General features: G+C 34.4%; 29 protein-coding genes, 2 pseudogenes and 1 riboswitch. Of the genes and pseudogenes, 14 read left to right on the top strand and 17 right to left on the bottom strand.

From position 1 onward, the window contains the following. The first annotated feature begins 120 nt into the window (after positions 1 to 120). Both HNQ35_RS02495 and HNQ35_RS02490 read left to right on the top strand, forming a co-directional pair. Positions 121 to 648, top strand: a complete 528-nt coding sequence (locus tag HNQ35_RS02495) for a YhcN/YlaJ family sporulation lipoprotein (protein WP_170226527.1) — start codon at positions 121 to 123, stop codon at positions 646 to 648. Positions 649 to 692: 44 nt separating this feature from the next. Further along, positions 693 to 1,673, top strand: coding sequence for a M23 family metallopeptidase (locus tag HNQ35_RS02490; RefSeq protein ID WP_146934094.1), 981 nt, complete (start codon positions 693 to 695; stop codon positions 1,671 to 1,673). A 34-nt stretch (positions 1,674 to 1,707) separates the two neighbouring features. On the opposite strand, the gene HNQ35_RS02485 is transcribed toward HNQ35_RS02490, so the two are convergent. The 7 genes from HNQ35_RS02485 to HNQ35_RS02455 form a co-directional block, all read right to left on the bottom strand. Then, positions 1,708 to 1,818, bottom strand: coding sequence for a methionine/alanine import family NSS transporter small subunit (locus tag HNQ35_RS02485; RefSeq protein WP_146934097.1), 111 nt, complete (start codon positions 1,816 to 1,818; stop codon positions 1,708 to 1,710). Beyond that, positions 1,819 to 3,345, bottom strand: coding sequence for a sodium-dependent transporter (locus tag HNQ35_RS02480; protein WP_146934100.1), 1,527 nt, complete (start codon positions 3,343 to 3,345; stop codon positions 1,819 to 1,821). 188 nt (positions 3,346 to 3,533) lie between these two features. Then, positions 3,534 to 5,081, bottom strand: a complete 1,548-nt coding sequence (locus HNQ35_RS02475) for a Na+/H+ antiporter NhaC family protein (RefSeq protein ID WP_146934103.1) — start codon at positions 5,079 to 5,081, stop codon at positions 3,534 to 3,536. A gap of 118 nt (positions 5,082 to 5,199) precedes the next feature. Beyond that, a riboswitch (Lysine riboswitch) is annotated at positions 5,200 to 5,373 on the bottom strand. Positions 5,374 to 5,421: 48 nt separating this feature from the next. Further along, on the bottom strand, positions 5,422 to 6,198 hold the full coding sequence (yunB, locus tag HNQ35_RS02470) for a sporulation protein YunB (protein ID WP_146934106.1): 777 nt from the start codon (positions 6,196 to 6,198) through the stop codon (positions 5,422 to 5,424). 55 nt (positions 6,199 to 6,253) lie between these two features. After that, positions 6,254 to 6,556, bottom strand: a complete 303-nt coding sequence (locus tag HNQ35_RS02465; protein ID WP_146934109.1) for a YunC family protein — start codon at positions 6,554 to 6,556, stop codon at positions 6,254 to 6,256. 62 nt (positions 6,557 to 6,618) lie between these two features. Next, on the bottom strand, positions 6,619 to 8,022 hold the full coding sequence (locus HNQ35_RS02460; protein ID WP_146934112.1) for a bifunctional metallophosphatase/5'-nucleotidase: 1,404 nt from the start codon (positions 8,020 to 8,022) through the stop codon (positions 6,619 to 6,621). Positions 8,023 to 8,034: 12 nt separating this feature from the next. Beyond that, positions 8,035 to 8,850 carry a sulfite exporter TauE/SafE family protein gene (locus tag HNQ35_RS02455; RefSeq protein WP_146934115.1) on the bottom strand — a complete coding sequence of 272 codons (816 nt, stop codon included), beginning with the start codon at positions 8,848 to 8,850 and terminating at the stop codon, positions 8,035 to 8,037. Between the two features lie 569 nt (positions 8,851 to 9,419). Between HNQ35_RS02455 and HNQ35_RS02450 the strand changes: the two genes are divergently transcribed. The 3 genes and pseudogenes from HNQ35_RS02450 to HNQ35_RS14175 form a co-directional block, all read left to right on the top strand. Further along, positions 9,420 to 10,934, top strand: coding sequence for a glycine betaine uptake BCCT transporter (locus HNQ35_RS02450; RefSeq protein WP_146934118.1), 1,515 nt, complete (start codon positions 9,420 to 9,422; stop codon positions 10,932 to 10,934). Positions 10,935 to 10,951: 17 nt separating this feature from the next. Continuing rightward, on the top strand, positions 10,952 to 11,608 hold the full coding sequence (locus HNQ35_RS02445) for a hypothetical protein (RefSeq protein WP_146934121.1): 657 nt from the start codon (positions 10,952 to 10,954) through the stop codon (positions 11,606 to 11,608). 144 nt (positions 11,609 to 11,752) lie between these two features. Beyond that, a pseudogene (locus HNQ35_RS14175) lies at positions 11,753 to 11,944 on the top strand (DUF2935 domain-containing protein); the annotation flags it as partial. Positions 11,945 to 12,408: 464 nt separating this feature from the next. On the opposite strand, the gene HNQ35_RS02440 reads toward HNQ35_RS14175, so the two are convergent. Continuing rightward, the gene (locus tag HNQ35_RS02440; protein WP_146934124.1) at positions 12,409 to 13,092 is read right to left on the bottom strand and encodes a hypothetical protein; all 684 of its coding nucleotides are present in this window, start codon (positions 13,090 to 13,092) and stop codon (positions 12,409 to 12,411) included. Between the two features lie 271 nt (positions 13,093 to 13,363). Beyond that, positions 13,364 to 13,438 (bottom strand): annotated as a pseudogene (locus HNQ35_RS14565) (VOC family protein); the annotation flags it as partial. 230 nt (positions 13,439 to 13,668) lie between these two features. On the opposite strand from HNQ35_RS14565, the gene HNQ35_RS02435 reads away from it, so the two are divergent. From HNQ35_RS02435 to HNQ35_RS02410, 6 genes are all read left to right on the top strand, one after another. After that, entirely contained in the window at positions 13,669 to 14,385 is a 717-nt protein-coding gene (locus HNQ35_RS02435) for an ATP-binding cassette domain-containing protein (RefSeq protein WP_146934127.1), read from the top strand. Then, positions 14,382 to 15,134 carry an ABC transporter permease gene (locus HNQ35_RS02430; protein ID WP_146934131.1) on the top strand — a complete coding sequence of 251 codons (753 nt, stop codon included), beginning with the start codon at positions 14,382 to 14,384 and terminating at the stop codon, positions 15,132 to 15,134. The genes HNQ35_RS02435 and HNQ35_RS02430 overlap by 4 nt, the downstream gene beginning before the upstream one ends. Before the next feature lie 9 nt (positions 15,135 to 15,143). Then, positions 15,144 to 15,524: a group-specific protein gene (locus tag HNQ35_RS02425; protein WP_146934134.1), complete on the top strand. Its 381-nt coding sequence runs from the start codon at positions 15,144 to 15,146 to the stop codon at positions 15,522 to 15,524. After that, positions 15,502 to 16,041 (top strand): RNA polymerase sigma factor, encoded by a 540-nt coding sequence (locus HNQ35_RS02420; RefSeq protein WP_174771651.1) that lies wholly within the window; start codon positions 15,502 to 15,504, stop codon positions 16,039 to 16,041. Before HNQ35_RS02425 ends, HNQ35_RS02420 begins: the two co-directional genes overlap by 23 nt. Beyond that, the gene (locus HNQ35_RS02415; RefSeq protein WP_146934137.1) at positions 16,028 to 16,276 is read left to right on the top strand and encodes a hypothetical protein; all 249 of its coding nucleotides are present in this window, start codon (positions 16,028 to 16,030) and stop codon (positions 16,274 to 16,276) included. The genes HNQ35_RS02420 and HNQ35_RS02415 overlap by 14 nt, the downstream gene beginning before the upstream one ends. Positions 16,277 to 16,386: 110 nt before the next feature. Beyond that, on the top strand, positions 16,387 to 17,754 hold the full coding sequence (locus HNQ35_RS02410) for an RsmF rRNA methyltransferase first C-terminal domain-containing protein (protein WP_146934141.1): 1,368 nt from the start codon (positions 16,387 to 16,389) through the stop codon (positions 17,752 to 17,754). A 227-nt stretch (positions 17,755 to 17,981) separates the two neighbouring features. On the opposite strand, the gene HNQ35_RS02405 is transcribed toward HNQ35_RS02410, so the two are convergent. Continuing rightward, positions 17,982 to 18,758 carry a YibE/F family protein gene (locus tag HNQ35_RS02405; protein WP_146934144.1) on the bottom strand — a complete coding sequence of 259 codons (777 nt, stop codon included), beginning with the start codon at positions 18,756 to 18,758 and terminating at the stop codon, positions 17,982 to 17,984. After that, on the bottom strand, positions 18,755 to 19,882 hold the full coding sequence (locus HNQ35_RS02400) for a YibE/F family protein (protein ID WP_146934147.1): 1,128 nt from the start codon (positions 19,880 to 19,882) through the stop codon (positions 18,755 to 18,757). Before HNQ35_RS02400 ends, HNQ35_RS02405 begins: the two co-directional genes overlap by 4 nt. A gap of 194 nt (positions 19,883 to 20,076) precedes the next feature. Between HNQ35_RS02400 and HNQ35_RS02395 the strand changes: the two genes are divergently transcribed. Continuing rightward, positions 20,077 to 20,295, top strand: coding sequence for a DUF6366 family protein (locus HNQ35_RS02395; RefSeq protein ID WP_146934150.1), 219 nt, complete (start codon positions 20,077 to 20,079; stop codon positions 20,293 to 20,295). A 181-nt stretch (positions 20,296 to 20,476) separates the two neighbouring features. Here the strand turns inward: HNQ35_RS02395 and HNQ35_RS02390 are convergent, their stop codons facing one another. From HNQ35_RS02390 to HNQ35_RS02370, 5 genes are read right to left on the bottom strand one after another with little or no spacing between them, the layout of a single operon-like run. Beyond that, positions 20,477 to 20,794 carry a YfzA family protein gene (locus tag HNQ35_RS02390; RefSeq protein WP_146934152.1) on the bottom strand — a complete coding sequence of 106 codons (318 nt, stop codon included), beginning with the start codon at positions 20,792 to 20,794 and terminating at the stop codon, positions 20,477 to 20,479. 22 nt (positions 20,795 to 20,816) lie between these two features. Further along, positions 20,817 to 21,455, bottom strand: coding sequence for an ABC-2 transporter permease (locus tag HNQ35_RS02385; RefSeq protein ID WP_146934155.1), 639 nt, complete (start codon positions 21,453 to 21,455; stop codon positions 20,817 to 20,819). Then, a complete protein-coding gene (locus HNQ35_RS02380; RefSeq protein WP_146934158.1) occupies positions 21,436 to 22,308 on the bottom strand; it encodes an ABC transporter ATP-binding protein in 873 nt (290 codons plus the stop codon). Before HNQ35_RS02380 ends, HNQ35_RS02385 begins: the two co-directional genes overlap by 20 nt. Positions 22,309 to 22,314: 6 nt before the next feature. After that, a complete protein-coding gene (locus HNQ35_RS02375; protein ID WP_170226529.1) occupies positions 22,315 to 22,929 on the bottom strand; it encodes an ABC-2 transporter permease in 615 nt (204 codons plus the stop codon). Further along, positions 22,913 to 23,656 carry an ATP-binding cassette domain-containing protein gene (locus HNQ35_RS02370; RefSeq protein WP_146934166.1) on the bottom strand — a complete coding sequence of 248 codons (744 nt, stop codon included), beginning with the start codon at positions 23,654 to 23,656 and terminating at the stop codon, positions 22,913 to 22,915. The genes HNQ35_RS02375 and HNQ35_RS02370 overlap by 17 nt, the downstream gene beginning before the upstream one ends. Positions 23,657 to 23,876: 220 nt before the next feature. On the opposite strand from HNQ35_RS02370, the gene HNQ35_RS02365 reads away from it, so the two are divergent. Continuing rightward, positions 23,877 to 24,386: a GrpB family protein gene (locus HNQ35_RS02365; protein ID WP_146934169.1), complete on the top strand. Its 510-nt coding sequence runs from the start codon at positions 23,877 to 23,879 to the stop codon at positions 24,384 to 24,386. 255 nt (positions 24,387 to 24,641) lie between these two features. Here HNQ35_RS02365 and HNQ35_RS02360 read toward each other — a convergent pair whose 3' ends face one another. After that, positions 24,642 to 25,265, bottom strand: a complete 624-nt coding sequence (locus tag HNQ35_RS02360) for a hypothetical protein (protein ID WP_146934172.1) — start codon at positions 25,263 to 25,265, stop codon at positions 24,642 to 24,644. A gap of 683 nt (positions 25,266 to 25,948) precedes the next feature. On the opposite strand from HNQ35_RS02360, the gene HNQ35_RS02355 reads away from it, so the two are divergent. After that, on the top strand, positions 25,949 to 26,689 hold the full coding sequence (locus tag HNQ35_RS02355; protein WP_146934176.1) for a class I SAM-dependent methyltransferase: 741 nt from the start codon (positions 25,949 to 25,951) through the stop codon (positions 26,687 to 26,689). Positions 26,690 to 26,859: the final 170 nt, after the last annotated feature.

Genomic DNA, 26,859 nt, shown 5'->3' with positions numbered 1-26,859 from the left:
TTCTCTCCGTTTAGTTTACCATATTTCCAGCTATTCTGGGATGAACATGATTTTTACTGTATGTTTTCGTATTTTATTCTCAAACTAATGATAAATAATAAATTTAAGAGGCGATATATCATGCGAAAAATAATGATGATCATATTTATCACATGTTTTATACTATTTGGGTGTCATAACGATAATCAACGATTGAGTGAGCGTGAACATATAAATAATCAACTCGACCCCAATTCAAAGCAAACAGTAGACCCTGATTTCGATAAGCGAGTCGGCTTTGTTAATTATAAACGTGACCAAGTTAAACATGAAGAACAAAGACAAATAACTATCGATCGCTTCGCACTTGCTGACATGATTACCCGGATATTACTACAAAATGAAGCATTTGAAGAAGTTGCAACTGTTGTGACAAATAACGACGTATTGATAGCGTATGAAAAAAATGAAGAATATGATGAAAAAGAAACTATAAATTACGCGAGAAAAACAGCTATGTCTGTTATGCCACGCTTTTTCGATATACATGTATCAGATAACCCCAATTTAATCGATGACTTACAAAGTTTACACAACAGTTTAACAACCGATAAAAATGATCAAAATGTCGTAGAGCAAATCATTCATGAAATGAACCATAACGGATAAATATACATGATATTTAATTGAAAGGAGATTGGGAATCTGTATCAATGAATAAGTATAAATTACAATCATTCTTCACTATTTTAGTCATTTGTCTTGTTTTACTACCTACACCTACTCGTGCCAATCAAGTAGATGACACAATCTATAATAAACGACTTGCTTTATATAAAAAAACAGAAGCCATTACCCAACTGCCTTGGTATTTTATTGCAGCAATTGATCAATACGAAAGACAGATTCATAAAGATTTACCAGACGATCAACTTATTTCAATTAAGATTCCAGACATATTATGGTACGGTGTTGGAAACAGTTCGAACATTCAAGATGAAAAGGTGATTACATTATTTCAAGGAAAAGGGAAAGATGGCAACGGTGATGGGAAAGCTGATATCAATGATCCAGAAGATATATTATATACGATGGCACAAATCATCTTAGAATTTGGACCAACAGAAGATGACGTGAAAATTGGTTTATGGAATTATTATCAAAGAGAACTAACAGTACAAACGATTAAAAATACAGCTCGTGTCTTTAAAAAATTTCAACATGTTCATTTAACTGATCGTGATTTTCCAGTATCGTTACAACATAATTATAGTTATCGAAGTACATTCGGTGACCGAAGAGGGTTTGGCGGTTTAAGAAGTCACGAAGGAACAGATATATTCGCCAATTACGGAACACCAGTTAAATCAACAACATATGGCGTTGTAGAAATGCTCGGTTGGAATTTATACGGTGGTTGGCGTATCGGAATTAGAGACATCTACAATATTTATCACTACTATGCCCATTTAAACGGTTATGCTGACGATTTAAAATTAGGTGATATCGTTAAACCTGGAGATGTTCTCGGAAGCGTTGGTTCAAGCGGCTATGGACCACCAGGAACATCAGGTAAATTCCCACCACATTTACATTACGGCATGTATAAAGATAATGGTTATAATGAATGGGCTTTTGATCCATATCCATACTTACGTCGCTGGGAAAAGATGGCACGTTCAAAAAACAAATAAAGGGGGCTCTATTATAAAAGCACCCTTTAAAGTTTTAATGTTCAGTCTTTTCATTTTTACGAATAGCATTGATAATACTTGCTGTTAACCCACCCCAAATAATAAGCATACCTGTGATCATAACAATAATAGAACTCGTACTCATTTATTTAGCCTCCTTTATATCAACTTCAGTGTTTTCAGGTTTTTTTCTCCACTTGATGAGACTAAGGATAATCCCAATGACTAACACACCTATAGCGACAGACCAGCCACTATAAAAAATAAATGAATCGGGAAAATTACTATAATTTCCAGTCTCTGTAGCAAATGTCTTCAAAATATTTTGTCTTAAAGAATCATACATCATATAGCCTAATATAATAGGTGTAATCACGCCTAAGCAAATGGTCCACCAGACACCTAATTTAATATCTGACACATCATTAGCATGATTTCTCAATTCACGTAATTTACGTAAAACCCAAACAATAAGAACGACTTCAACTAAACCAAGCATAGCGACCCCAAAACTATTAATAAAGTAATCAACGGCATCTAAAATGTGTAAACCACCCTTTGTCGCGTAAATCATAGATATAATCGCCGCTAATCCCCCACCTACTAGGACGGCTTTTGTTCTAGAGATACGAAACTTATCAACTAAACCTGCAATATATGTTTCCGATATTGACATTAATGATGTTAAACCTGCAAGGACGAGCGAAAAGAAAAATAAGAATCCAAAGAAACCATTTAATGCTGGTAATTCATTAATAATAGCAGGAAACACCATGAAAGCTAAACCAACACCAGACTCTACGACATCATTGACTGCCACACCTTGTTGTCCAGCCATAAAGCCTAAAATAGCAAAGACACCGATCCCAGCCAATAATTCAAAACTAGAGTTTCCAAAACCTGTAATAAAAGCATTATTCGTTATATCTGATTTTTTAGGTAAATAACTAGAATACGTAATCATGATCGCAAATGCAATTGACAAACTGAAAAAAATTTGTCCATATGCTTCTACCCACACTTTACCGTTTAAAATCTTACTAAAATCAGGTTTAAAGAATGCTTCTAAGCCATCAAACGCTCCAGGCAATGTTAAAGCACGAATAACGATGATTAAAAAAACACCAATCAGTAAGGGGATCATTATACGATTAGCAATCTCAATACCCCGTTTAACACCTAATAAAAGGATACCTAAAATAATAACCCAAACGACAATTAAAGGGATAAAAACATCCGGAACTAAACTACCAACCTGCCCTGGTTTACCTACTTGTAAATGATTCAGAAAGAAACCTTCTGTATCACTACCCCACTGTAATTTGAATGAAAACAAAGCATAAGACATTGCCCAGGCAATAATCACTGAATAATAAGTAGAAATAACGAATGCGACTAATACACCCCACCAACCAATAAATTCAGTTTTCTTATTTAGTCTACGGAAAGTTAGTGGGGATGACCCTCGATACTTATGTCCCAATGTAAATTCCAAAATTAATATTGGAATACCTGCTGTTAATAACGCGACTAAATATGGGATAAAAAATGCTCCTCCACCATTTTCATAAGCAACAGCTGGAAAACGCCAAATGTTTCCAAGACCTACAGCGGAGCCAACTGCCGCTAAGATAAATCCAGCTCTAGTTCCCCATTGTGATCTTACTTCCATCGTTGTTCCTCCTTATATTTTCATTTCACATCTGAAAAGCTAAATTTTAATAAACTTAGCTATTTTCAGATATATTTGTTTTGTATTATACTCATACTTATATAAGATGTCAAAATGTTTTATTAATAAGAAAAGAAACCTATTTCTTCGCTATAACAAACGATAAAAATAGGTTTTCCACAATGAGTTTATACTTTTCTTAAATGAACTAATTGGAAACTAACGACAATAATCGCTAAAATTATTATTGATATCATTAAACCGAATCCGACTTGGTTTGTAAATCCGATAAATAAATAACCTAACCCAGCGGAAATGGCTGCTATAAACGCATAAGGCAACTGTGTTACAACGTGGTCAATATGATGTACCCCTGCTCCTGTTGATGAAAGAATCGTCGTATCTGAAATCGGTGTACAATGATCGCCAAACACTGCACCAGCAAGAACAGCGCCTAATGTTGGCAATAAAAGATTCATATCCGTTATAACGAGAACATCTACGGCAATCGGTAACATAATGCCGAACGTTCCCCAAGACGTACCCGTTGATAGAGACATGATACTAGCAATTAAGAAGAATAGAAATGGCAAAAAGGCAGTCTTCATCTGAGCTTCCGTAACAAGACCTGCTAAGTATTCACCAGTTTGTAATGTCCCGATAATAGAGCCAATCATCCAAGCAAGTAATAAAATAGTAATAGCTGGAACCATTGTCAGCGTTCCCTCTTTAACAATTTTCACCAGTTTGGCCTCACGTAAAGGGAGTTTTAAATATAATATAAGCGCAATCACAACTGATAATGTTCCACCAATAAAGAGTGATATATTAACATCGGTATTAGCAAACACTGCCAATATATTCGTTTCACCATCGCTTGCCATCCACCCAGTTATATACATCATAACAATGGTTGTCACTAGTAAAACAATAATTGGAATAAATAAATGGTAAGCCTTTCCATTTTGATTCGGTGTAAACGTATTTGATAAATCACCAGGTGGCATGCGATCTTGCCCAAGTAACTGACCTTTTTTTAACGCTCGTTCTTCATGTCTTTTCATCGGACCAATTAAAAAGTTTGCATAAATAACAATAAAGACAAGAATAAGAGCGATAATCGCATAAAGATTATACGGGATGATTTTAATAAACGCTTCTAACGCCTTAAATTCAGTTATTTCTTTAGCGGCAAACAGCCCACCTAATATCCCGATAATATATGCCCCCCAACTTGAAATTGGTGATAATACTGTTACTGGAGATGACGTAGAATCTATTAAATATGCAAGCTTTGCTCGTGAAACGTTATGGCGGTCTGTTAATGGACGTGAAATCTGCCCAACTGCTAAACTACTAAAATAATCATCAATAAAAATAATAAAGCCTAAAAGAACCGTCATTAATTGTGAACCTGTCCGAGTACGAACACGCTTTATCATCCATTCACCAAACGCACGGCTACCACCTGATGCTTGCAAGAAAGCAATCATAATGCCTAAAAGGACTAAAAAAAGTAATAATAAAATATTGCCTATTTCAATCCCTTCGCTACTGTAAAAAATAGCAACAAAAACTTGAACAATTTCTTTTAATGTATCAATGACATGAAATTCATGAATGAATAATGCCCCAATAACAATCCCTGTTCCAAGCGATAAAAGCACTTTTCGTGTTAATAAAACTAAAACCAGCATGACGAGTGCTGGTATAATCGAATAGACTGTCCCTACCATTTATACCCCTCCATTTATTATTCAGTTCGTATGGAGGGAAGAGGATTGACTTAAAAATATTAGGCAATGATAGAAAACGACTTATCATTGCCCCTTGCAATTTTCGTAATCCTCTATTTCGATCAGTAGTCCTCCATACAACAATATGTATGACAGTGCGTCTCTTATTCAAAGACACCCCAGCGAATATAAGTTTGACACTTATATTGCTTCGGCAAACAACCCTTTTGCTATCATCATTGTTGTCATCCTCAGATAGTTTACTCATGTTGCCTGCGCCTCTACCTCACCGACGTGATAAGGTAATATATTTAATTTATTACATGTTATTATACACATATTAAGGTAAATCTTGCAAGTCCTTTTTCGGAACAGCAATTGATGGCCCCTTATTTCCACCACCGTAGAAATTCGGTACTTGCCCCATAACTAAATGTTTGTCAATCATAATTCGCGTTTTTACAGTCGTTACTTCCGTTGTAAACGGTACGATTATTTGTACATCTGCTTCTACGAGAACATATAATGTAACAAATACATTGTTAATACCAAATTCTTCTCTTTCTTCTTTAATATCCGTGCGCACACTTCCAATCAGTTCTAAATTTACTGGAATTTTTGGACCTAAATTAGCTAAAATGGCATTTCCTGTTGCTTGACCAATCGGTATTTCTACAACTGTCGGATCCTTTTCCACTAATTCATCGACCGTATCACCATAAACTTTCGGTTCACTCAACGGATTTTCATAATTTGGTGGTTCTCCACGATTCATACTACGAAAAAATTCCTCAACACGGTCTGTAGCTGCTCGATTAATTTTATTAACAACTGACGAATCCCACCCAACTATTGATACATTTCCATTATCGTCTGTAATGGTACGGGCAATTTGATCAAACGTATAATTTTCAGCAAATTTAACAGCTGAATTAATTGCTCGAGTAGCAAACTCTGTTGTCTTTCTTTTAGCAATATCCATTAGGACAGGCTTTATTTTTGCATCGATATACCAAATGCTAAGAAATGTACTTATCATAACAAAGAGAAAAGAAATGAATAAAAGCTGACTCATCGGAGGTGGTGTTCGTGATTTAAATCGTGGTCGTTTGCGCATTTTTAAAACCCCCTTAACTCAAACTATGCTTGTTTACGGGGGTTTAGAAGAAAATTTATGCAATTTTTAACAATGCGTCTTTTCCATTCATACCAACTTCCCAACCATATTCCTTTGAAGCATCTGTTATCATCTCCAACGGTGCATGTAACAACTCATCAATTGTTCGAACACCATTTGCCCTGCCAGCAATCACATGTCTTTCTTTTAGCCGCTCATTTAAGACGTTAACGTCTAATGCAGCACACATGATATAGCCAATTTCATTTGCAATAATCAATAAATTCGTTCTTGGTAATTCAACACGTATCGCTGTAAAAATGATACCTTCTACATCAAGTGGATTAATTGTTATCATAAAAAATCCCCCTTTATCATAATACACACTATATGACAAAGGGGAGCGAACTGTTCATACACTTAATCATCTGCACCATAATAAGTCACTAATGTTTCTAAAAGAATATCCCGTAAAAATTCCGGTAAGAAGTAAGTTTTCTGTTTCGCTTGTGATATTTCAGGTAATAATGCACCAAATGTAAACGAATCAGCCGTTGCAATATTGTATGTCATATTTTCTTGTACTTTTCTCCCACCAATCGTAACATCGGATATGATGAAGCCTTCCATTTCATCCTCTATCGATGAAAAGGCGATATCAGAGTAAATCATTTTTCCTAGAACTTCTCCGCGAAAGCCAAATCCTTTCAATTTCATTTCAGTAAATGAACGGCTCAATGTCTTATGGATAACCTTGATTAATTCACTACCATAAATACTGACAACACATGGATTAATGGGATGCGGGCAAATACGGTGTATATCACCATAAGTAATATATCCAGAATGAAAGTCTTCTAACAATAGTCCTGCATTCAACATCGCTCCATCCGCATTTGTCCATTCTTTCACAGTATTAGTTAATTGTTGCATAATTTTTGTTTCTCTAAACCATCTCACTTCCAACGGTTCTTTTAAATAAACGATATCTTTTTCTAATATATTTCGTGCTTTGACATCTAATTGATGAAGCTTTTCTTCTGTAGCTAAATCTTTAGGAATATGTGATACATCTGTCGCAAAAGCTTCCTTATGAGAAAGCTCATCTATTTGATGATCCCATGTAAGATGCACTTCACCAACATAGTAACAATTTTTCCCAGCTGCCGTTATAAGGGTTTCATGTACCAACTCTCCACTTTTAAACAAATGATGTGTATGACCACCAATAATGACATCAATTTCTGGAAACTGTTTCGCAATTTTTCGATCAACCGAAATACCAAGATGTGATAACAATATAATGCAATCGACTTCTTGTTTTACCTTTTTTATATATTTTTCGAGTGTTGCAAATGGTGATTCCACATGGAGATCTAATAAATGATAAAAGTCATTGAAAGGTACTGTTAACCCTATCATGCCAATTTTTACGCCACCGACTGACTGAAATGTTGTATATCGTTTTAACCAATCCGGTTCGGGCCCATCATTACTATGTAGATTTGCACAAACGACATCAAACTCTGCCTCTTTATATAAATCAAAAAAATCATCTCGAGCTAATGTAATCCCTTCATTGTTACCAAAAGTGACAACATCATAAGCTAAATCATTCAGTAGTTCGACATTTGCCTTTCCCATAGTCGCCTCTGTGATGGGGTGTACCCGATCCATATGATCACCTATATCAATAAGATAATGTGATTCACCATCTATTTGATGTTTGATTTTCTTTACTTTTAAAAAGTTCGCTACACGTGACCATTGTGAAAAATGGCTATGAAAATCATTCGTATAATAAATGTGAATATGTTCTAACATCTTTCGATCACCTTAGCTCAACCCTTCTATAATTAATTGAAATCCTACTAAAATAAGAATAATCCTTAAAATCCACTGAACCGCATTTCCTGTTAATTTTTGATTTGTATATGCACCTAATTTGCCACCAATCCATGCTGCTGGAATAAAAATAAATACATATTGCCAATCAATATGTCCTAAAAACACATGTGTCGTCGCACTAAATAAGCTAACAAAAAAAATCATAAACATCGATGTCGCTGTTGCTATTTGTGTTGGAAAGCCGAATAAGAGGATCATTGTCGGCACCATAATCGCTCCGCCACCAATACCGAATAAACCAGATAATACTCCGACAATAAATGATATGGATATAGCGAACCACTTATTCACAGCATATTGGTACTCCACTCCATTTATCGTAAATACGCGTTTTGAACCAGTCGTAATCATTGGTCGTGCCTGTTCTTGTCGTTTAATAAATAATAACAATGACATAACTATCATTAGTAAACCGAAATATAACGTAAACTTCTCTGCGGGAACAAACTGGTTAAGCCATGAACCAAATATCCCTCCTGGAATACTACCTAGTAAAAATTGAAGCCCCGATTTCTTATCAACACGTTGTTGTTTAAGATAAGAAATGGTCGATGAGAGCGCTGTAAAAACAATTAAAAACAAAGAAATCCCAACAATCGTATGTGGCGTTGCCCAAGCAAAACCTGGATGATGTTCATGAAGTGCTAATAAGAGTGGAATTAAAATCATTCCACCACCCAATCCGACTAAGCTTCCAATAAAGGAAGCAATTATACCTGCTAATAAACTTATTAAGTAAACCAAGTAAAAACCCCTCTTACGAATTTAAATGATATTTCCATAGTAGCATGATTGAAATCTGATTCCTATTAGAATGGGTCATATGATTGTAAAGAGTCTATGAAGGTAAACAAAAACTTTTATTGTGTTAATAGATGGCTTTTATTTTGATATATATGATGGGTATATGCCTCATTTTATACCACATGTACGTATCTCTTCTACAAATAACGCTACTTAGGTCTTATCTTCGTATCAATATGAGTAAGGGAAATATCGAATAATATGAAGAGACATCATTTAACAGGACCTATATTCACAAAACTCAAAGCGGGTGTCTTATTTCGGGATATCCGTTTTTTTGTTATTTTATCTTCATCTCATACTATATTTTTTAATCCGTCTAAAAAAACTAGCTACAAGTGATCATATACACTTCCTTCTCAATTTTCTTACGCACTCATTAATCATGAATTTATCTATGATTTCAGTGCAGGATAATCATAATAATGCTTTTTTTACATCATTTACTCCTTTATAAGTTAATCGTCTTGTCCATATATTTGTTATATCATCCACAGGAGGAACAAACTTTGAGAAAAATAAGTCCAGTCTTTTTTATTTCAATCACACTTGCCATATTATTTATATTATGGGGAGCATTTCTTCCGAATAATCTCGAAAAAGTCTCGACAGCAACCCAAACATTTTTACAAGAGAAATTTGGTTGGTTCTACTTAATTACCGCAAGTGCTATCCTCTTATTTGCTATTTTTCTGGCCTTTTCAAAATATGGTCATGTAAAACTAGGTAAAGACGATGATGAACCTGAATATAGTACATTTAGCTGGTTTGCTATGCTTTTTAGTGCTGGGATGGGAATAGGTCTTGTGTTTTGGAGCATCGCTGAACCGATTTCACATTTCTACATTCCTCCTTATCATATCGGCAATCATCCTGAAGCAGCAGAAACAGCATTGAGGTTTTCCTATTTTCATTGGGGTTTACATCCATGGGGTATTTATGCTGTTATCGCCTTAGCACTAGCTTTTTTCAAGTTTAGAAAAGAGGCTCCTGGAACAATCAGTGCTATTTTTTATCCTTTACTCGGAGATCGTATCAACGGTCCGATCGGTAAAATAATTGATACGATTGCCGTTTTTGCAACAGTGTTTGGTGTTGCTACTTCCTTAGGTCTTGGGGCAATTCAAATAAATGGTGGCTTTCATTTTCTAAACGAAAACATTCCGAATGGATTCATAGCCCAATTGATTATCATTGTAGCAGTGACCATTTTATTCATGTTATCGGTTATTTCAGGACTTGGGAGAGGAATTAAGTGGTTAAGTAATGCCAATATTGTTTTGGCTATCTTGCTTATGCTTTTCTTCCTATTCATGGGACCGACGACATTTTTATTGAACCTTTTTACAACATCCTTAGGTAATTATGTAGAATACTTGCCACGGATGAGCTTCCGGCTATCACCTTTTGATCAGGAAAACAGTGAGTGGATTCAAGGTTGGACCATTTTTTATTGGGCTTGGTGGATTGCTTGGTCTCCATTTGTTGGTACATTTATTGCTCGAGTGTCAAAAGGCCGGACTATTCGAGAGTTTGTCTTCGGGGTATTAGCCGTTCCTACGTTATTCTGTGCGTTATGGTTTTCAATCTTTGGTGGTACAGGTATTCATATTGAAATGTTTGGTGAAGGTGGTATTTGGGAAGCAATGAATTTTGGAGAAAACACGGAAATTGCACTATTTGCGACATTACAGCATTTACCTCTAAGTACAATCGCTACAATTGTATCCATTATACTAATCGCTTCCTTTTTTGTTACATCAGCGGATTCTGCAACGTTTGTAATCGGCATGCAGACAACAAATGGCATGCTAAATCCTCCTTTACACGTTAAAATCATTTGGGGATTAGTCCAAGCCGCAGCTGCTGCGGTTCTACTATGGTCAGGTGGTTTGAATGCTTTACAAACAGCATCCATTGTATCTGCATTTCCGTTTGTGTTTATTTTAATATTCATCATGATCTCTCTTCATAAAGGATTAAAAGACGAACAAATTATAAAGAAAAATAGGAAAGTATTTTAAATGGAGGGAACATCACAATGAAACTGATTAATGTCAGAAAAGGACAATTTGTATATTATCAAAACAAATTACACAAAGTTTACTCAGTGAAACCCTTTTATAGACAATCCGTTCACCTTATTCGCCTGGAAGATTTAGAGCAACAACTCGCGACAGCTAAAGAAATTGATTTATATAAACCAAAACATCTCGACAGTTTTGTATGTAATCATACGCGCTATACTCTAAACAAGGATGTACGAGCAAAAGTTGGGGACTATATTTTAGTCATTAAACCACGCCCTGATTCACTTGACCGCCATTATCTCCATGCGATTGAAATGGTTTCTATCATTGAAGAAGAAGGAATCATCAGTCATAAATCAAATGGCATTAAGCATCATGAATATTGGGTGATGGAACCTGGACTAGCCGAAAATGCTACGATTATTGATAAACAAGTTCCTGATTCTGATGACGCCCATCAAGAGCGTACAAAAGACACATTTATGCCTGAATCACGAACACCGAAAATCGGTGATATATACCAAAAAAATGATAGTGACCCTGTCATCGAAGCCATGGTTATTGCTATGGAGGGAAATACCGTCTATCTAGGTGGAGATTTAGAAGTTACAATAGACGAACTCATCGATTCAAACAACTGGACGTATATGCATCAAGCCCATCACTGATTCCGCTCACAGAACGGGGTGCTTTTCTGGTGATAATGCGGACATGGGGGCAAGCAATTTCCCTGACAAAACAAGTTCATTCATACTCCTCTTGATCTGTGAATACAGCTTAAAAGAAATCATAAATAGGGATGATATTGAGATATGCAATTTTATTATGGAAATCAGATGCCTTTAAGGGTATTAGATGAGTGTGAGTTTTGGAAGCATTAAGAAGAACATACCGTTGCCATTCGAGGGTTAGTAAAAACCTTAGAGAAAAAACATGTAACCGCCTTACATGAATGGCAAAAAGCACTAAATGAGACTCAGCAACGAGTCGTACGCTTTATTAAGAGAGACTTATAACGCATTGAAGCTGTCAATCCAATGTAATACACTTCGATAAATCAGACTTGTATATAATGGATGGTGCCCCGTTGGGCAAAACATAAAACACCGTCAGATCTATAAAAATATAAGGAAATAAAACAGCGGAGATCCTCAAAACTTTCTCCGCTTATTTCATTTCAGATGCCTTTCAACATCCCGCTTTCATCTATATAAAAAAATAAAATCACTTGCTATGCTATTCAAGAAATTGATTTCCGAAAAAATGTAAATAACCCAAGAGCAAAGAATAAAATAAAACTCCCACTAGTAACCAATAAAAACTGTGTCATCGGCACGAAAAACATTCCCGACTTATCATTCACATACATCATAAAAAATGCTTGTGCCCAAAGGTAATACGGACCGAATCGTTCTTTAATAAAGCGGGCTACATGACTTATTCCGGTTTCTTAAAGTTAATTTAACTTTTATATATCATTATCATTTCCACTTTCGAGCCGTTCAACTAATTCATATTCAACAGAGATGGATTTGCTTTTTGGTTGAATTTGCATGAGTTTTTCCATGATTTGTTTCCGTTCATGAGGTGATAAAGAATCTATTAATTGAAGTTCGACTAAAATAACACCGTTTCCGATATCATAATGGCTACTAACATCTACAATGTTATCAAGCTGATAAACCTTATCGTGAATAATGTCTCGTTCTTTTTCCAATTCCGATTCAGAATAACCAATTCGACCTACGATCTCGCTATGACCAGGTAATTGATTCACTAAATCAATGGCTGCTTTAGGAATCTCTCCTTTAAATCCGAACCATGCTCCTCTATTTTCATTGAAAGTAGCTCCAGTAAATGTATCAGGATAAATTTCTTCTAGATCATTCGCTACACGGACAAAATCACTCTGCCAACCGAAACGCTCAATCGCTTCCTCTAAAGTAATCCCTTCACTTTCAGCTATTAATGTCAGATCTTCTAGCTCTTCATTCGTGATTTCTTGATGCTTATCTGCTTTATCATTTGATATAACGATCCTCTGTGTGTCTAATTCAGTTTGTTTATCCGATTCTTCGGCATCATAGGAAGGCAATTTAAGCGCAGTAGCGATTAAAGCAATAACTAAAACAGTTAAAAGCTTTTTATTCATTTTTCGATTCCTCCGCTCGATATTATAATATTACAAAAACTAATTTAAGATACCACCCTTTACTTTTATCTCACCTCTTTACTCATACATTCACTATAGGAATTTATATGACCTTTCTTTGTTGAATATAGCTTAATATCATTATACATTTTCTGAAATGTTTTTCATCTAAGAAACAGCTTAGTAATCATGCTTCTCGATATATTGTTTTGGAAGCTTTTTTATATGGTGTTGAAGGTATATTTTCTATAGTTGAAGTATTTCATTTATCCTAGTGAGGCGCTACCAATTCAACTTTTATTCGATCTGGGTCTTCAAAATAAACCGCATAGTGTTCCTCTCCACCATTCTATTTACACATCTTCTAACCGTTGCTCTTCCAATATATTTCTATCATTAGCATTTTGATTTTTAAATTCTTCAAATATTCGCTGTAACACCTATAATTGTATCTCATTATATGTACTAAAAATTTAAAAATCAAGGCTCTTTATTCATTTTTAAAATTAAATTGAACGTTTCTTCTTCGTCGTTTGTATAGTTAGTGAAGACCAAAATAGAAAGGAGACAAATAATATGCTGCAAATAGAAAACCTTGTAAAAAAATATGACACCAATACTGTCTTGGACGAAGTTTCAGCAACATTTGAAGAAGGAAAATGTTATTTACTACTCGGAGCAAATGGTGCTGGGAAATCTACTTTAGCAAAATGTATTGCAGGTGATGAGGGATATGAAAGTGGTTCAATTCAGTGGCATAACTCATCCACTAATGTATCGGACATCGTCGCTTTACAATATCAATTTTTTAATAGTTATCCACATTTAAAAGTACGAGAGGTCATCCAATTATTCCAACGTCTAATTGTAAATCCATACGATATCAATGAACTTTACACATTATTGAATGTTTCATCATTTGAACAAACGCTTATAAAAAATCTATCAGGCGGACAACAAAAAACACTCTCTATTATTCTGGCATTTTTATTAAATAAAAAAATCATCATTCTTGATGAACCTTTTGCAACTTTAGACTTGCAACGGAAACAAGTCCTTGCTGAATTTATAAAAAATCAAATACACCAAGATCGTTTATTCATAATTATTAGCCATGAGATTGCAGGTTTTGAAGATTTGTTTGATTCCATACTGATTTTACAAAATGGAAAAATTATGGAACAAGGCACAATGAGTGATTTGAAAAAGAAGTATAAGCAGACTACTTTTCCAGGAATCGAAGGCATTTATTTTGAAGTAACGGGGCAAGTGTTAGGAGGGTATAAGAAATGACCAATCAAATTGCACGAAGTTTTATCTTAGAACAAGTTCGAAACCGTGGTATACTTTTTGGAAACTTATTGCCAGCATTCATATTTATTATTTGTTCCTGGATATCCAAAATCAGTTTAATAAACAATCCAGATACGGTAGACTATTTGATAAAAGGACAATTCTTACCCATTTCATTGATGATGCTTCTTTTTACATTTTCTCTGTCAGGAGCAACAATCTATTTAGCAGATTTAAAAGCCAACAAAACATACCATTGGTTAAAACGAACGAATGTGTCTCCATTTACCTATTATTTCGGTATGGGGATTGGTGTTTTCCTATTAATGAATGTCTCATTAGTTGCTACTTTACTAGCATATGCTCTATTGATTCACATTTCATTACCATCCTTTTTCATTATACTATTAGTATGTAATTTTGTATTTCTAGCATTTTATCCAACCAGTTTTATCTTAGCAGGTATCTTCAAGAATGGAAATGTTGCACAAAGCATGCTTGTTCCGATTTTGATTATATTCATGTTTTCAATTACAATGCCAGCCATGTTTTTAACAATTAGTGGGAAAAATCCACAAGACTATTATATTTTTCTTAGTTGGAATCCAATGTTGTATTTAAATGATATGTTACAATATCAACTCAATATAATACATGAGATGTGGTTATCTTATGGTCAATATGCAATTATTTTATTATTCTTTAGCTTTGTACTCAGTTTATTTGCGAAAAAAATATATCAAAAGTAGGTGGGAACAATGGATATAGGTTGGATTATATCCTTAATTGTTACAGGAATTTGGATAATCGTGATACTAATGATTGTCATTCCAATGGATCGAAAATATATTGTACGAGAGAATCGAAAAATCAACTATAAAAAGACAAAAATTCTTTTGCGTTGGAATGTGTTCGATACGTTAACATTAATTGTCGCGATTTATACCATTATTTGTGTGCAAGCATTGAATTTCCTTCTATCGTCTGGAGAAACGATTGAAAATCCTTTCGTTCAATTCTTTACAAATCAATCACAAGCATGGGTTATTGTTACTATTTGTTATCTCGTTTCACGTGTGACCATGACTTTAAAAGCAATCAAAGCCCATATGAAGGATGCGACTAATGAGAACGAATGAAGAATGGATGAAAGTCTATCAAAGTGGTGATATAAGAGGATTAACTGTGTTGTATGAACGACTATACGAGACATTATATTCTTTTCTCTACAGATATACTCGTGAAGAACAACTCAGTATTGACATCGTTCATGACACGTTTGAAGTATTACAAAAGAAAAAGCATCATTATAATCAGCATAAGGGTACGGTAAAAGCATATCTTTTCCAGATTGCATACCGACTACTAATAAATAAATTAAACCGTCGAAAAAAATGGCGTTCGATTTTACCTTTTCTGGTACCCACTCCAACACCTACATTTTCTACGGATGAGAAATTAGTCATTCAACAAGCCATTGCTCGCTTGTCCGAAAAGCACCGCGCTGTTATTTTATTAGCATATTATGCAGACTTACCACAAGATGAAATAGCGCAAATTCTTGGTGTTCCAATTGGCACCGTAAAGTCACGATTATATCATGCAATTAAAATATTAAAAGAACAATTGAAGGAGGATTTTAATGTCAAAAAATGAATTCGAAGATGATAACTTAAAAAAGTGGCTCGACGAATATCATGTGCACATACCGAGAGAAAAATTACAATTTAGAACGCCTAAATGGGAACGTTTGATTCGTTACTTGGCATCACCAACACAAAATCCACTCGACAAATTTCACGAGACCTCATTCGGGTTAAAGTTGTTTCGGAGTATTCCACTTACAGGAGCGGTATTAGTTGGGGTCATTCAAGTCATATCTCAATTATAGAATAAGTATATAATCGTAAAATAAAACATAAAAATAACAACCATTGCCTGTTCATTCTCTAAACGCTATACTATTCATTGGCAATGCGATATTTTTTAGAGGTGAATAGAGTGCAGTTACCAGATGACTTTTTAGTTAAAATGAAAGATCTATTAAATGAAGAATTCGAACCGTTTATCACTACGTATAACGACAAGCAAACAAATGGTTTACGTCTAAATACATTAAAAATTAAAAAAGAGGATTTTTTAAACTTGACCTCCTTCGCTTTAAAGCAAATACCTTGGGTGGATGTTGGTTTTTATTACAATCATGAAGAACGTCCAGGCAAACATCCTTATCATGAAGCTGGACTGTACTATATTCAAGAACCAAGTGCTATGGCAGTTGTTGAAGTGATGACGCCACAACCAGGGGAAAAAATTCTTGACTTATCAGCCGCTCCCGGAGGAAAAACAACACATATAGCACAATATATGAAGCAACAAGGCTTGCTCGTCGCAAATGACATTCACCCTTCACGTGCTCGTATTCTTTCACAAAACGTCGAGCGTATGGGGATTCGAAATGCTGTTGTAACGAATGAAACACCTGAACGTCTCGCCAAAAGATTTCCAAGCTTTTTCGATCGCATCTTAGTGGATGCACCTTGTTCTGGTGAAGGTATGTTTCGAAAAAATCCTCTCGCCTGTGATGAATGGAGTTTAAATTATGTTGAAGCATGTGCAAGACGTCAAAAAAATATATTAGATCAAGCATGTCAAATGTTAAAAACAGAAGGACAGCTTGTCTATTCAACTTGCACTTTCTCTCCAGAAGAAAATGAACAACTTATTAATCAATTTGTAAAAGACCATCCAAATTTTGAAATTGAACGAATAGATGTTTATGATCAATTTAGTTCTGGACGTTCACATTGGGTCGATGGGCCTGTTAAAGGTATCGAACATACGATTCGATTATGGCCACACCATATCAAAGGTGAAGGACATTTTATAGCTGTACTACGAAAGAATGGCGCACGAGAGCAACATAAATATAAACAATTACGACCGATTAAAAATAAAAATCGTCTTAAAGATTATTTGACCTTTGCTAAAGAAAACCTTCGAACAATACCGAAAGGAACATTCATCTTATTTGGCGATGACCTTTATATCGTACCATCTGAGATGATTCTGATGGATCATTTAAAAGTTATCCGACCCGGTTGGCATTTGGGAACTAATAAGAAAAATCGTTTTCAACCTTCTCATGCACTCGCATTAAGTTTAAAAGCTAATGAAGTTAAACACCATGTCAATTTTTCCAGTGATTCCCACGATATCCTGGCTTACTTAAAAGGCGAAGCATTCCGAGTACAAGGTGAAAATGGCTGGAATCTAATTACCGTTGATGGATATTCATTAGGCTGGGGCAAATTATCGAATCAATTGATGAAAAATCACTTCCCAAAAGGCTTAAGATGGATGTCGTAAACAACTATTAAAACTTCCGACAAATTGTAGCTAAGCGAGATCTGATGAGGTTGTCTCGGATAGGCTTATGTCATATAACTTTGGCGAAGGGACGTACATTGAAATCCGATTCCATAAAACTTTAGTCTAATCGTAGGATTTACATAAATCAAAACGTGGAGAAAAGATTTCTCTTTCTCCACGTTATTTAATATAAGGCCATTATTTCAATAACCCTTACATCACACTCAATTGTTGGACGTGCTCTTTTCCTTATCCCTCATTAATATAAACGTACTTATCCAGGAAGAAATTGGAATGATAAGCGCAATACCAATACCTGCACAAAAGATAGTCATCATCTCTCCACTAAACACTTTCGAGTTGACAATCTCGCCAAAAGAATACTCTAAATCTTTAAACCAGATAAGTAGTCCTAAATAACCACCAAAAAAAGCAAAAAATATCGTATTCGCATCTGTTCCTAAGATATCACGCCCAATATTTAAGCCAGATTGGAATAATTCTTTTTTATTAAGTAACGGATTTAACCTTAACAAGTGATGAAGTGATGATGATATCGATATGGCTACGTCCATAATCGCACCAATCGTACTCATAATGATAACAGATGTAACGATTTTAACAAAATCTATACCGATATATAGAGAATACCCACTGATTTCATCTGTTTCTTCTTCACTAAAACCTTGAATTAGCGCATACTTTGTCACCAAATGGATAAAGAGAAGTAAGATGGTAACGGTAATAATTGTCGCAAGAAATGCTGCTATTGTTTTGTCATTTATTTCATTGATAAAAAAGAGATTGATACAACTAATCAAGACACATGCGATCAATGTAATGATTAGCAGATTAATGGAAGTATTCAACATGAAAAATACTGTTAAAATAACAGCAAGTAAATTTAACAATAATGCAACAAATGAACGTACGCCCTGTCTGCCACCGACAAAAGCCATTAATGTAAATAAAATAACCGATAATAGTCCAATTGCATTCATATATTCGCCCTCTTTCGCTGAACGAAGAAAATAGCTGTATACAAGCTAATCGGTATCGTTAAGACAACACCAATGCCTCCTGCTAAAGCTCGCGCAATTTCTAATGAAAGATTCATCGAAAGCGTAAATCCAAAAGGAACGCCATTTTTCAAATATAAAATAAGCATCGGAAGTGAACCACTCACATAAGCAAAAAATAAAATACTCGTAATCGTCCCCATCACATCTCTTCCGATTTCCAGTCCCGTTTCTTTAAGCTGCTTTACAGATATATCTTTATTCTTTTCATACAACTCAAAGATGGAAGACGACATTGTAATCGCAACATCCATCACAGCGCCGAGTGAGCCAATGAATAACCCAGCCAAAAAGATTAATCGATAAGGACGCGTTAAAAAAGACATGCCTTCATAATAAATCCCACTATCAGAGGTTATCGATAAAACAACATATGTAATAAATAAAGACGAAAATGTGCCAACTAAAGTAGTCACAATCGCGGCATATGCTTTATCATTCAAGCCACTCACAAATAACAATGAAATGACCGTAAATAAAACAACCATCAGCGCACTGAGCCATAATAAGTTTGATTGGGGATTTTTCACATAATAATCAAGGACGAGTGATAATAGAACAATGTTAATACCTAAACTCACCATTGAAAACAAACCTTGCTTCCTACCTATCAAGAGAAGTGTAAAAATAAAAACCCATGCCGTTATGACAACATATTTATCACGTTTTACATTCATAATATGACCAGTTAATAATCCATCTTCTGTTTGGACAATCTTTACAAATAAGTCGTGTCCTCGTTTATATGCTTGGTCATAAGCACCTGATGATGAATATTCATTCGTTAAATAAATTGTTTTTCCCTTATGTTCACCGTTTTGAACGACAGCCTCTATTTTCTGTGTAAAGCGTTCATCCTTATTTTGTAATCCATCGACTGTTGTCTCTGTATCTATTATTATTGTCTCAACAACTTTCACAATTGGTCGATCATAAAGTGAATGATTATGATAAACAAAAATAAAAGATAAGAGGCAACTTACAATAACGATGCTATAAAAAATGAGTCGGCTTTTAGGTGCCTCTTTTAATTGATTGATTAACATGCACCAAACCTCCACCTATCTGATAAGATTCAGTTTACCATGAACAACTGTTTGTTGCGAGTGTAGGTGTTTTGTATGTAATATAGCTTTAAAGCCATTACTCATGAGAACCGTTATATAATATAAAGAAAATATTGATTTAAGGAAGCAGATTACTTTAGATACGAATTGAAATATAATTGGAGGGATTTTAATTGAGCGAAGGTAAAAATAGTACCACTTATAGGCGTGAAAACTTAAAACAAAAAGAACTTAAAAAGAACACAAATCGTAATATAGATAATGTATTCGATCATTCAAATATCGGCAACTTTTCGGATGACCCAGTTGGTGTTTTGGGGTGGAAAGGAACTGGGATACTATTTCTTTTAATCATAGCAGGTTTTATCATTTATTCCCTATTCTTTCACTAGCGGGTGCATTACACCCTTGAAATGATGTATAGTGGGAACGATCGAATAACAAGATATTTTGTCGTAGTAATGAGTGTTTTTTGATTAACATTAAAGAAAAATGAATAGACCTCACTATCTTATGTAAGGCCTATGAGTAGTTAATATTCTCTATCAATTTTAGTTCGGTACCTTTTGTTAATTAAGGGCTTTTTATACTTTGTTTTATGGATTTAGAGACTGTATACACCCCATAAATCATTATAACAAATCCCCAGACAACGGTAATCACATTAAATTGTGGTGTATCATAAACTTGAAACCAACCGATCAATGGGTTTATAAAGGACACTACTTTTTCACCAAAAGGGTTCAAATTAAAAATATGCCAACCTGTATAATCATCTAATAAATAGAAAACAAATTGTAATATTAAAAAGGCGAATAGATAAATCAACCAACCATAGCGATTTTTTCTCACTTGGTCTGGACGATGCTCTTTTGAATTTTGCTCGGACATATGACGTCCACCCCCTTACTTATCAAAATTCTTTATTTTTATAAATCATATATGAAACAAAATACGAGACGATAAAAAGCACAATAGACACAGCAAAAAATGTAACTGAAAAAATCCCATCGAAACCATCAACCGTTCCAATAACAAGTTCTAAAAGCATAAAAACAATAAAAAACATTCCAAAACAGAATCCCATACTGCTTATCGTAATCGTATCTGATTTTTCTGTTCCTAATAAGTAAGTCAACGGATAATGTAACGCAGCAATAGCCAAAATGCCACCCATACCACGTAACAAAAAGTTAAAAAATGTATTTGTAAATGTTGGATATAAGAATGTATGAACAAAATAAAACAGGACAAACGTTAAAACTAAACTCATAGAAAACAATAATACGAATGTTATATATTTACTCTGAATAATTTTATGTCTTTCTACTGGCAATGTAAGCTCAAATTTACTCCAGCCAGACTTATCATCATGTTTTAATACTTCAAATGCATTGACAGGTATTAATAAAAACGGTAAAAAAGCGGCTACCCTTAATGCCACTGGATTTTGTGTAAAAAGAAGTAAACTAATGGCCAATATCGTTAATCCTATAGAAGACTTAATACCTTTTTCTACTGTGTACAAATTATTAAGAATGAGTCCTTTCATTGTTTTCTCCTTTCATAAGCAATAATGTAATATCATCAATCGTAAAATCGCTGATCTGGCAACCTCTTGGTAAACCGTGCTTATTTGAAACGAGTACATTGAGCATTTCATCTTTTGTTATATAAGCTAACACATCATCTTCGTTTATTTCATGAAATGTGTCAGAACGGCACTGAACAATGGCATAGTTATGAAGCAATTCGTCCTTGTTTACTTTTAAAATAATCTCGCCATTTTTAATAAATATCAGTTCATCCGCTATTTTTTCGATATCACTCGTTATATGTGACGATAAAAAAATCGCATGGTCTTTATCTTTTACAAAGTCTATAAATACCTCTAAAATGTCATCTCTTGCTACAGGATCTAATCCAGCTGTTGCTTCATCCAGAATTAATAATTTTGCACCATGTGATAAAGCAACTGCTATCGATAATTTCATCGACATACCTCTAGAAAAACCTGCTATTTTTTGCTTTTTTGGTAGCGAAAAAAGTTGAATATAATGATTGTATTTGTCGTTATCCCACTGCTGATAAATATTTTTCATCACTTTTGCTAATTGATCGACATTCAAATGACTGGAAAAATTCATGTCATCAAACACAACGCCTATATCTTCTCTTATTTTTGGCTTTGTAACATCCACTTTTTTTCCAAAAATGGTGATGGCTCCACGGTCTTTTTTCAATGTGCCAAGAATAGCTCCCATTGTTGTCGTTTTACCCGCTCCATTTTCTCCAATAAACCCGACAATCGATCCATACGGGATTGAAAAATCAATATCTTTTAAGACAAATTGGGATTTAGCATACACTTTCCTTAAACCGTCGACTTCTAAAATATTAGACACGTGCGATTACAACTCCTTTTCTTCATAAATTTTTATTGATAACCTCCATGACAAGAGGTAGAAAATAACACTAATCAATAATAATAAACTGTATAATTGACTATCTGGTAAATGATAGAAAAATAGAATGATGTTAGGAAAATATTCATTTATATAATCTAAAATCGATGGAATTAATATGGCCGTCACAACATAAATAAACAAGAAAATACTAATCAAATTTTGGTTTGCCAATTTATAAATAAGCGGGATGTATAAAGCCCCGTAAAACATCGCTAAAGCTAAACTAAAAACGATCCACTGCCAAGCTAGTAAAACGATTCCCCCATTAAGAATCGAGCTAACGATCATAAAAACAATCATTGTTGCGGAAGTGAAAACAATAATCCCAATGAATTTCGCACTAACAAGCTCCTTCCGGGTAAAAGGTAAAGCATTCATTAACTTATGTGCATTGAAAAAATCATCATAGTAAAATGAATTCAGAGTCATGATGGCACTTATTAAAACAATAATAAATACAGAACTATTTTGAAAATAAATAAAAATAGTCAACATGATCAAGTAAAGCAAAAGTAGGTGCTTCTGTATGATTAAATCTTTTTTAATTAAGTGAAACACCGCTCGCCCTCCTTTTAACGTAATACATCACATCTTCTAAAGTTGCTTCTTCAATAAGAGCTTCATCTGAAAATACCTTTTCTACCGATTGTCGATTAGATGTCAAAGCTTCAAATCCTGCTCCTGTTCGCTTGACTGAAACAAAGTACTTTTCTGTTTCTACATCTAATAAATCCAATGGCCCACGGACAATGGCATATTCTTCTTCAACTGCATGTAGTTCCTTAGAAAAAATAAGCTGCCCATCATGAATAAACGAAATATAATCAGCAATACGGGCTAAATCACTCGTTATATGTGTCGAAAAGAAAATCGTTTTATTTTCATCTAACATGAAATCATGAAGGATATCTAAAAATTCCCGGCGAAAAATCGGATCCATTCCCGCTGTCGGCTCATCAAATATAAGTAATTCAGCATGATGAGAAAAAGCTATTGCGAGTGATACTTTCATTTTCATCCCTTTTGAGAAGGTTTTTATTTTTTTCTGAAGTGGAATGGCAAATAAATCCGTATAGTAGCGAAATTGTATCTCATCCCATCGGCGATAACACGGAGCAATAATCCGTTGTAAGTCATTCACTGTCACATCTTCATATAACACATTGTCATCAAATACAATGACGATTCTTCTACTAACATTCTTTATTGCTGTATTTTCTTCATTAAAATTTACGTGGAGTGAAGGAAGTAAAGACGAACGCGGATAAATCATATGGTATTGCATTTCCTTTAATACCTTTAGGATGGCTATTAATCTATATAATGAGCTAATAGCTAAAATGAGTTACGATACTTATAAATTAACCATTTGGTTTTTTCTTACAGGTTTAATGATTCTGCAAGCAATTATTTTAACTGTATTAAAAAGGAAATACTAAGTATTGGTGCGTTATGATATGACGATTTAAAAGTTACATTAAAATCTACACAAAGGGAGCTTTCAAATGTTAGGATTACCACGTGGAGAGGTTTTTTTGGTTTCTTGGACAAAGGAATGGAAGGAAGCATTTTTGAACGAAAAAAAACTAATAGAAAAGTTAATTGGCGAGTACATGATAGATATACAGCATATCGGTAGTACAGCCGTTCCACACTTAAAAGCAAAGCCAATTATTGATATAGCTATTGTACTCGAACGATTTGAAGATGGACTAAAGTGTATTGCCCCATTAGAGAAACTAGGATATAAATATCGAGAAAATGTATTGCCTGAAAGATATTATTTTAATAAAGGTGAACCGAGAACACATCAAATCCATATGTATGAAAAAGGGAATAAATATTTAATGGAGCAATTAAAGTTTAGGAACCATTTAATTAATAATGATGCAGCACGTATAGAATATGAACAATTAAAAATTCAACTTTCTCAAGCAAATCCAAGTAATAAGCATCAATACGCGGAAGAAAAGACGGACTTTATTAGATCTATATTAAATATAATTAATGGTTGATAAGACAGCTTTGATTCTTAATTAGAACATAAAATTCCGGGGGAGTTTTCTTGTCTGAATACATCTTTACTGGACTGATTAGCTTAATGTCATGTAAATCATCTCTGATTGATAGATTTGTTTATCATTGCAGAGCACATTGCGATATAACCCGCTTCAATGAGGCCGATTTGTTTAACGTTGGAACATCAAATGCGATTTAACCCAAGCGGAACGAGATCAATGACACAACATCAATTGCTTTTTTAATCATCTTCATTTTAACTCACCCTTTATTTTATTTATAAAACTCTGTTTATCCAAGATTTGTGTCACATCATTAATTATTTCCTTGTCATTACTTTGAAGATCATTAGGATGAGCTTCTAAAGATGCAAATTCATCCAATGAATCAGATAATTTAATAAGGTAATCATCCGAAGCAACTTGGAACATACCTGTTTCTTCACCAAGAATCCAATAATCCGATTCACTAGCTGCCGTCTTTTTCAAGAAAAAAACATATTTTTCTCCAGGCTTGAACATTTTATTATCATTAAAACGCCATTCACTGTCGCCATTTTGTCTTATTGTTACTTCTGCCCTCATATCGTCTCCCTCAATCTTTTGAATAATATGAGTTGCAAATACTGTATAGGGAATTGGCTCTTCTTTCACTTCCTTAATCAATCTCTTTATTTCTACCTCAGCAATTAAATCAGCATCTTTTACAGCCTCTTCGAAATCAAAAGGTACAATTCTAGCATCTATTCCACCAGGTATTTCAGTACCTACTCCTGCATAATCTGGATTCATTTCTGTTTTTTCATGCGATGAACAACCAACTAGAAATGAAATAATGAGTAATAAAATAGATGTTGTTAGGAAATCCTTTTTCAATAAAAACCCCTCCTAAAAGAATAATATTGCTATTCATTTTAGCTATTTCCCATTATTTTTTCAAGATGGAATTTTTAGATATTTTTATATATATTGTGACAAATTTTGACATCGAACCTGATTGATGACTTGTTGTAAATCTTTTTTAAACGCCTGCTAAGGTCCTCTTCTTATAAAATTATTAGAAGATAACTACCATCCCATGTGTAGCCTTCTATGGTGTTATTTAGTGTATACGTTGATTTCTCAACAATCATCTGCAAATAGGCGTTCAGATGATACTAAATCGAAATAAGCGAAGAAAATGATTCTTCGCTTTTTTAGGTAAAAGGCATATCGCAAATAAATGAATTATACAGAGTGTCATTGCACGGTTACCTATTCCTTTGCCCCACCGATCGGCTTCATGTAAAACAATTCCCATTTCAAGCCAATATGACGGCTCATGTCCCGATAATAAAGCAAGGAATCTGTCATATTAATCCCGCAATTATTTTATCTTCTCATCCGAAAATAGCAACAACATTATATCATAATTTACACATCTGACACACTCACGTAAAATCCCAGATAGCTTATAAGTTTTTATGATATACTTTTCCTAAAGGAGGAATCCGTATGGGTACACGTAACTTAGACAAAATCCTTCTCTCATAATCAAAATATGATAGGAGGAACAATAAATGAAATTAGAAGAAGCGTTAAATTTTTATAAAAAACAGTTTCACGATTTTAAAAACGTTATAAATTTAACAACCATATTAGACAAAGAAGTCGATGAAATTGAACAACAAATCGGGAGACACTTTCAAACTGTATTAGAACTCGGAGCTGGAAATGGCCAATTAGCAAGAAGTATCGCACATCGAAAAAAAGATGTCACAACGATTGAGCTCGTTCCAGAAATGGTCGAATTTGCCAATTCAATTCCTTCATCGGTAAAGTCACTCTGTGGGAGTTTTTATGATTTACCACTTAATAAAACCTTTGACGTCATCCTCTATATTGATGGTTTTGGCGTAGGAAATGATGACGATCAATTAAAACTTTTGCACAGAATCTATGGATGGATGAATGATGATGGGGTTGCATTGATTGATATTTATCAACCAAACTATTGGAAAAAGATAGATGGAAAGAGTATGTATCCTTTAGGAACGAAAAAAGTAGCCCGTAAATACGGTTTTATAGAAGAAACAAATGAAATGACAGATACGTGGTGGCATGTGGATAATCCTGAAAACGTGTATACACAAACATTGACATGCTATTCACCAGATGACATTGTAGAACTTGCCAATCAAGCAAACCTAAAAGTAAAAGCATTCTACCCCGGTGGTGCAATGGATTTTGACACATGGACATACAACGAAACCGTGTCACTTTCTAGTTGTCTCAGTTATCGGGTGAAGTTGGTGAAATAAAAGAAAAAATCCTGTCACCATTTTAGCGGTGGCAGGATTTTTTTAATGATTGGTTGCTTCAGACTACATGATGGTTGTATGTTCTTCCAAAACTTGGGCAATTTCTGCTAATAAATATTTGCGGGGCACTATATCCACTACAAAGTCCTCTTCTTTTGGTTTTATTCAAA

It is taken from the genome of Cerasibacillus quisquiliarum (assembly GCF_014202495.1).
In the GTDB taxonomy this organism is placed as follows: domain Bacteria; phylum Bacillota; class Bacilli; order Bacillales; family Amphibacillaceae; genus Cerasibacillus; species Cerasibacillus quisquiliarum.
The sequence above is the reverse complement of the archived record's forward strand: the minus strand, read 5'-3'. Positions and strand labels throughout refer to the sequence as shown.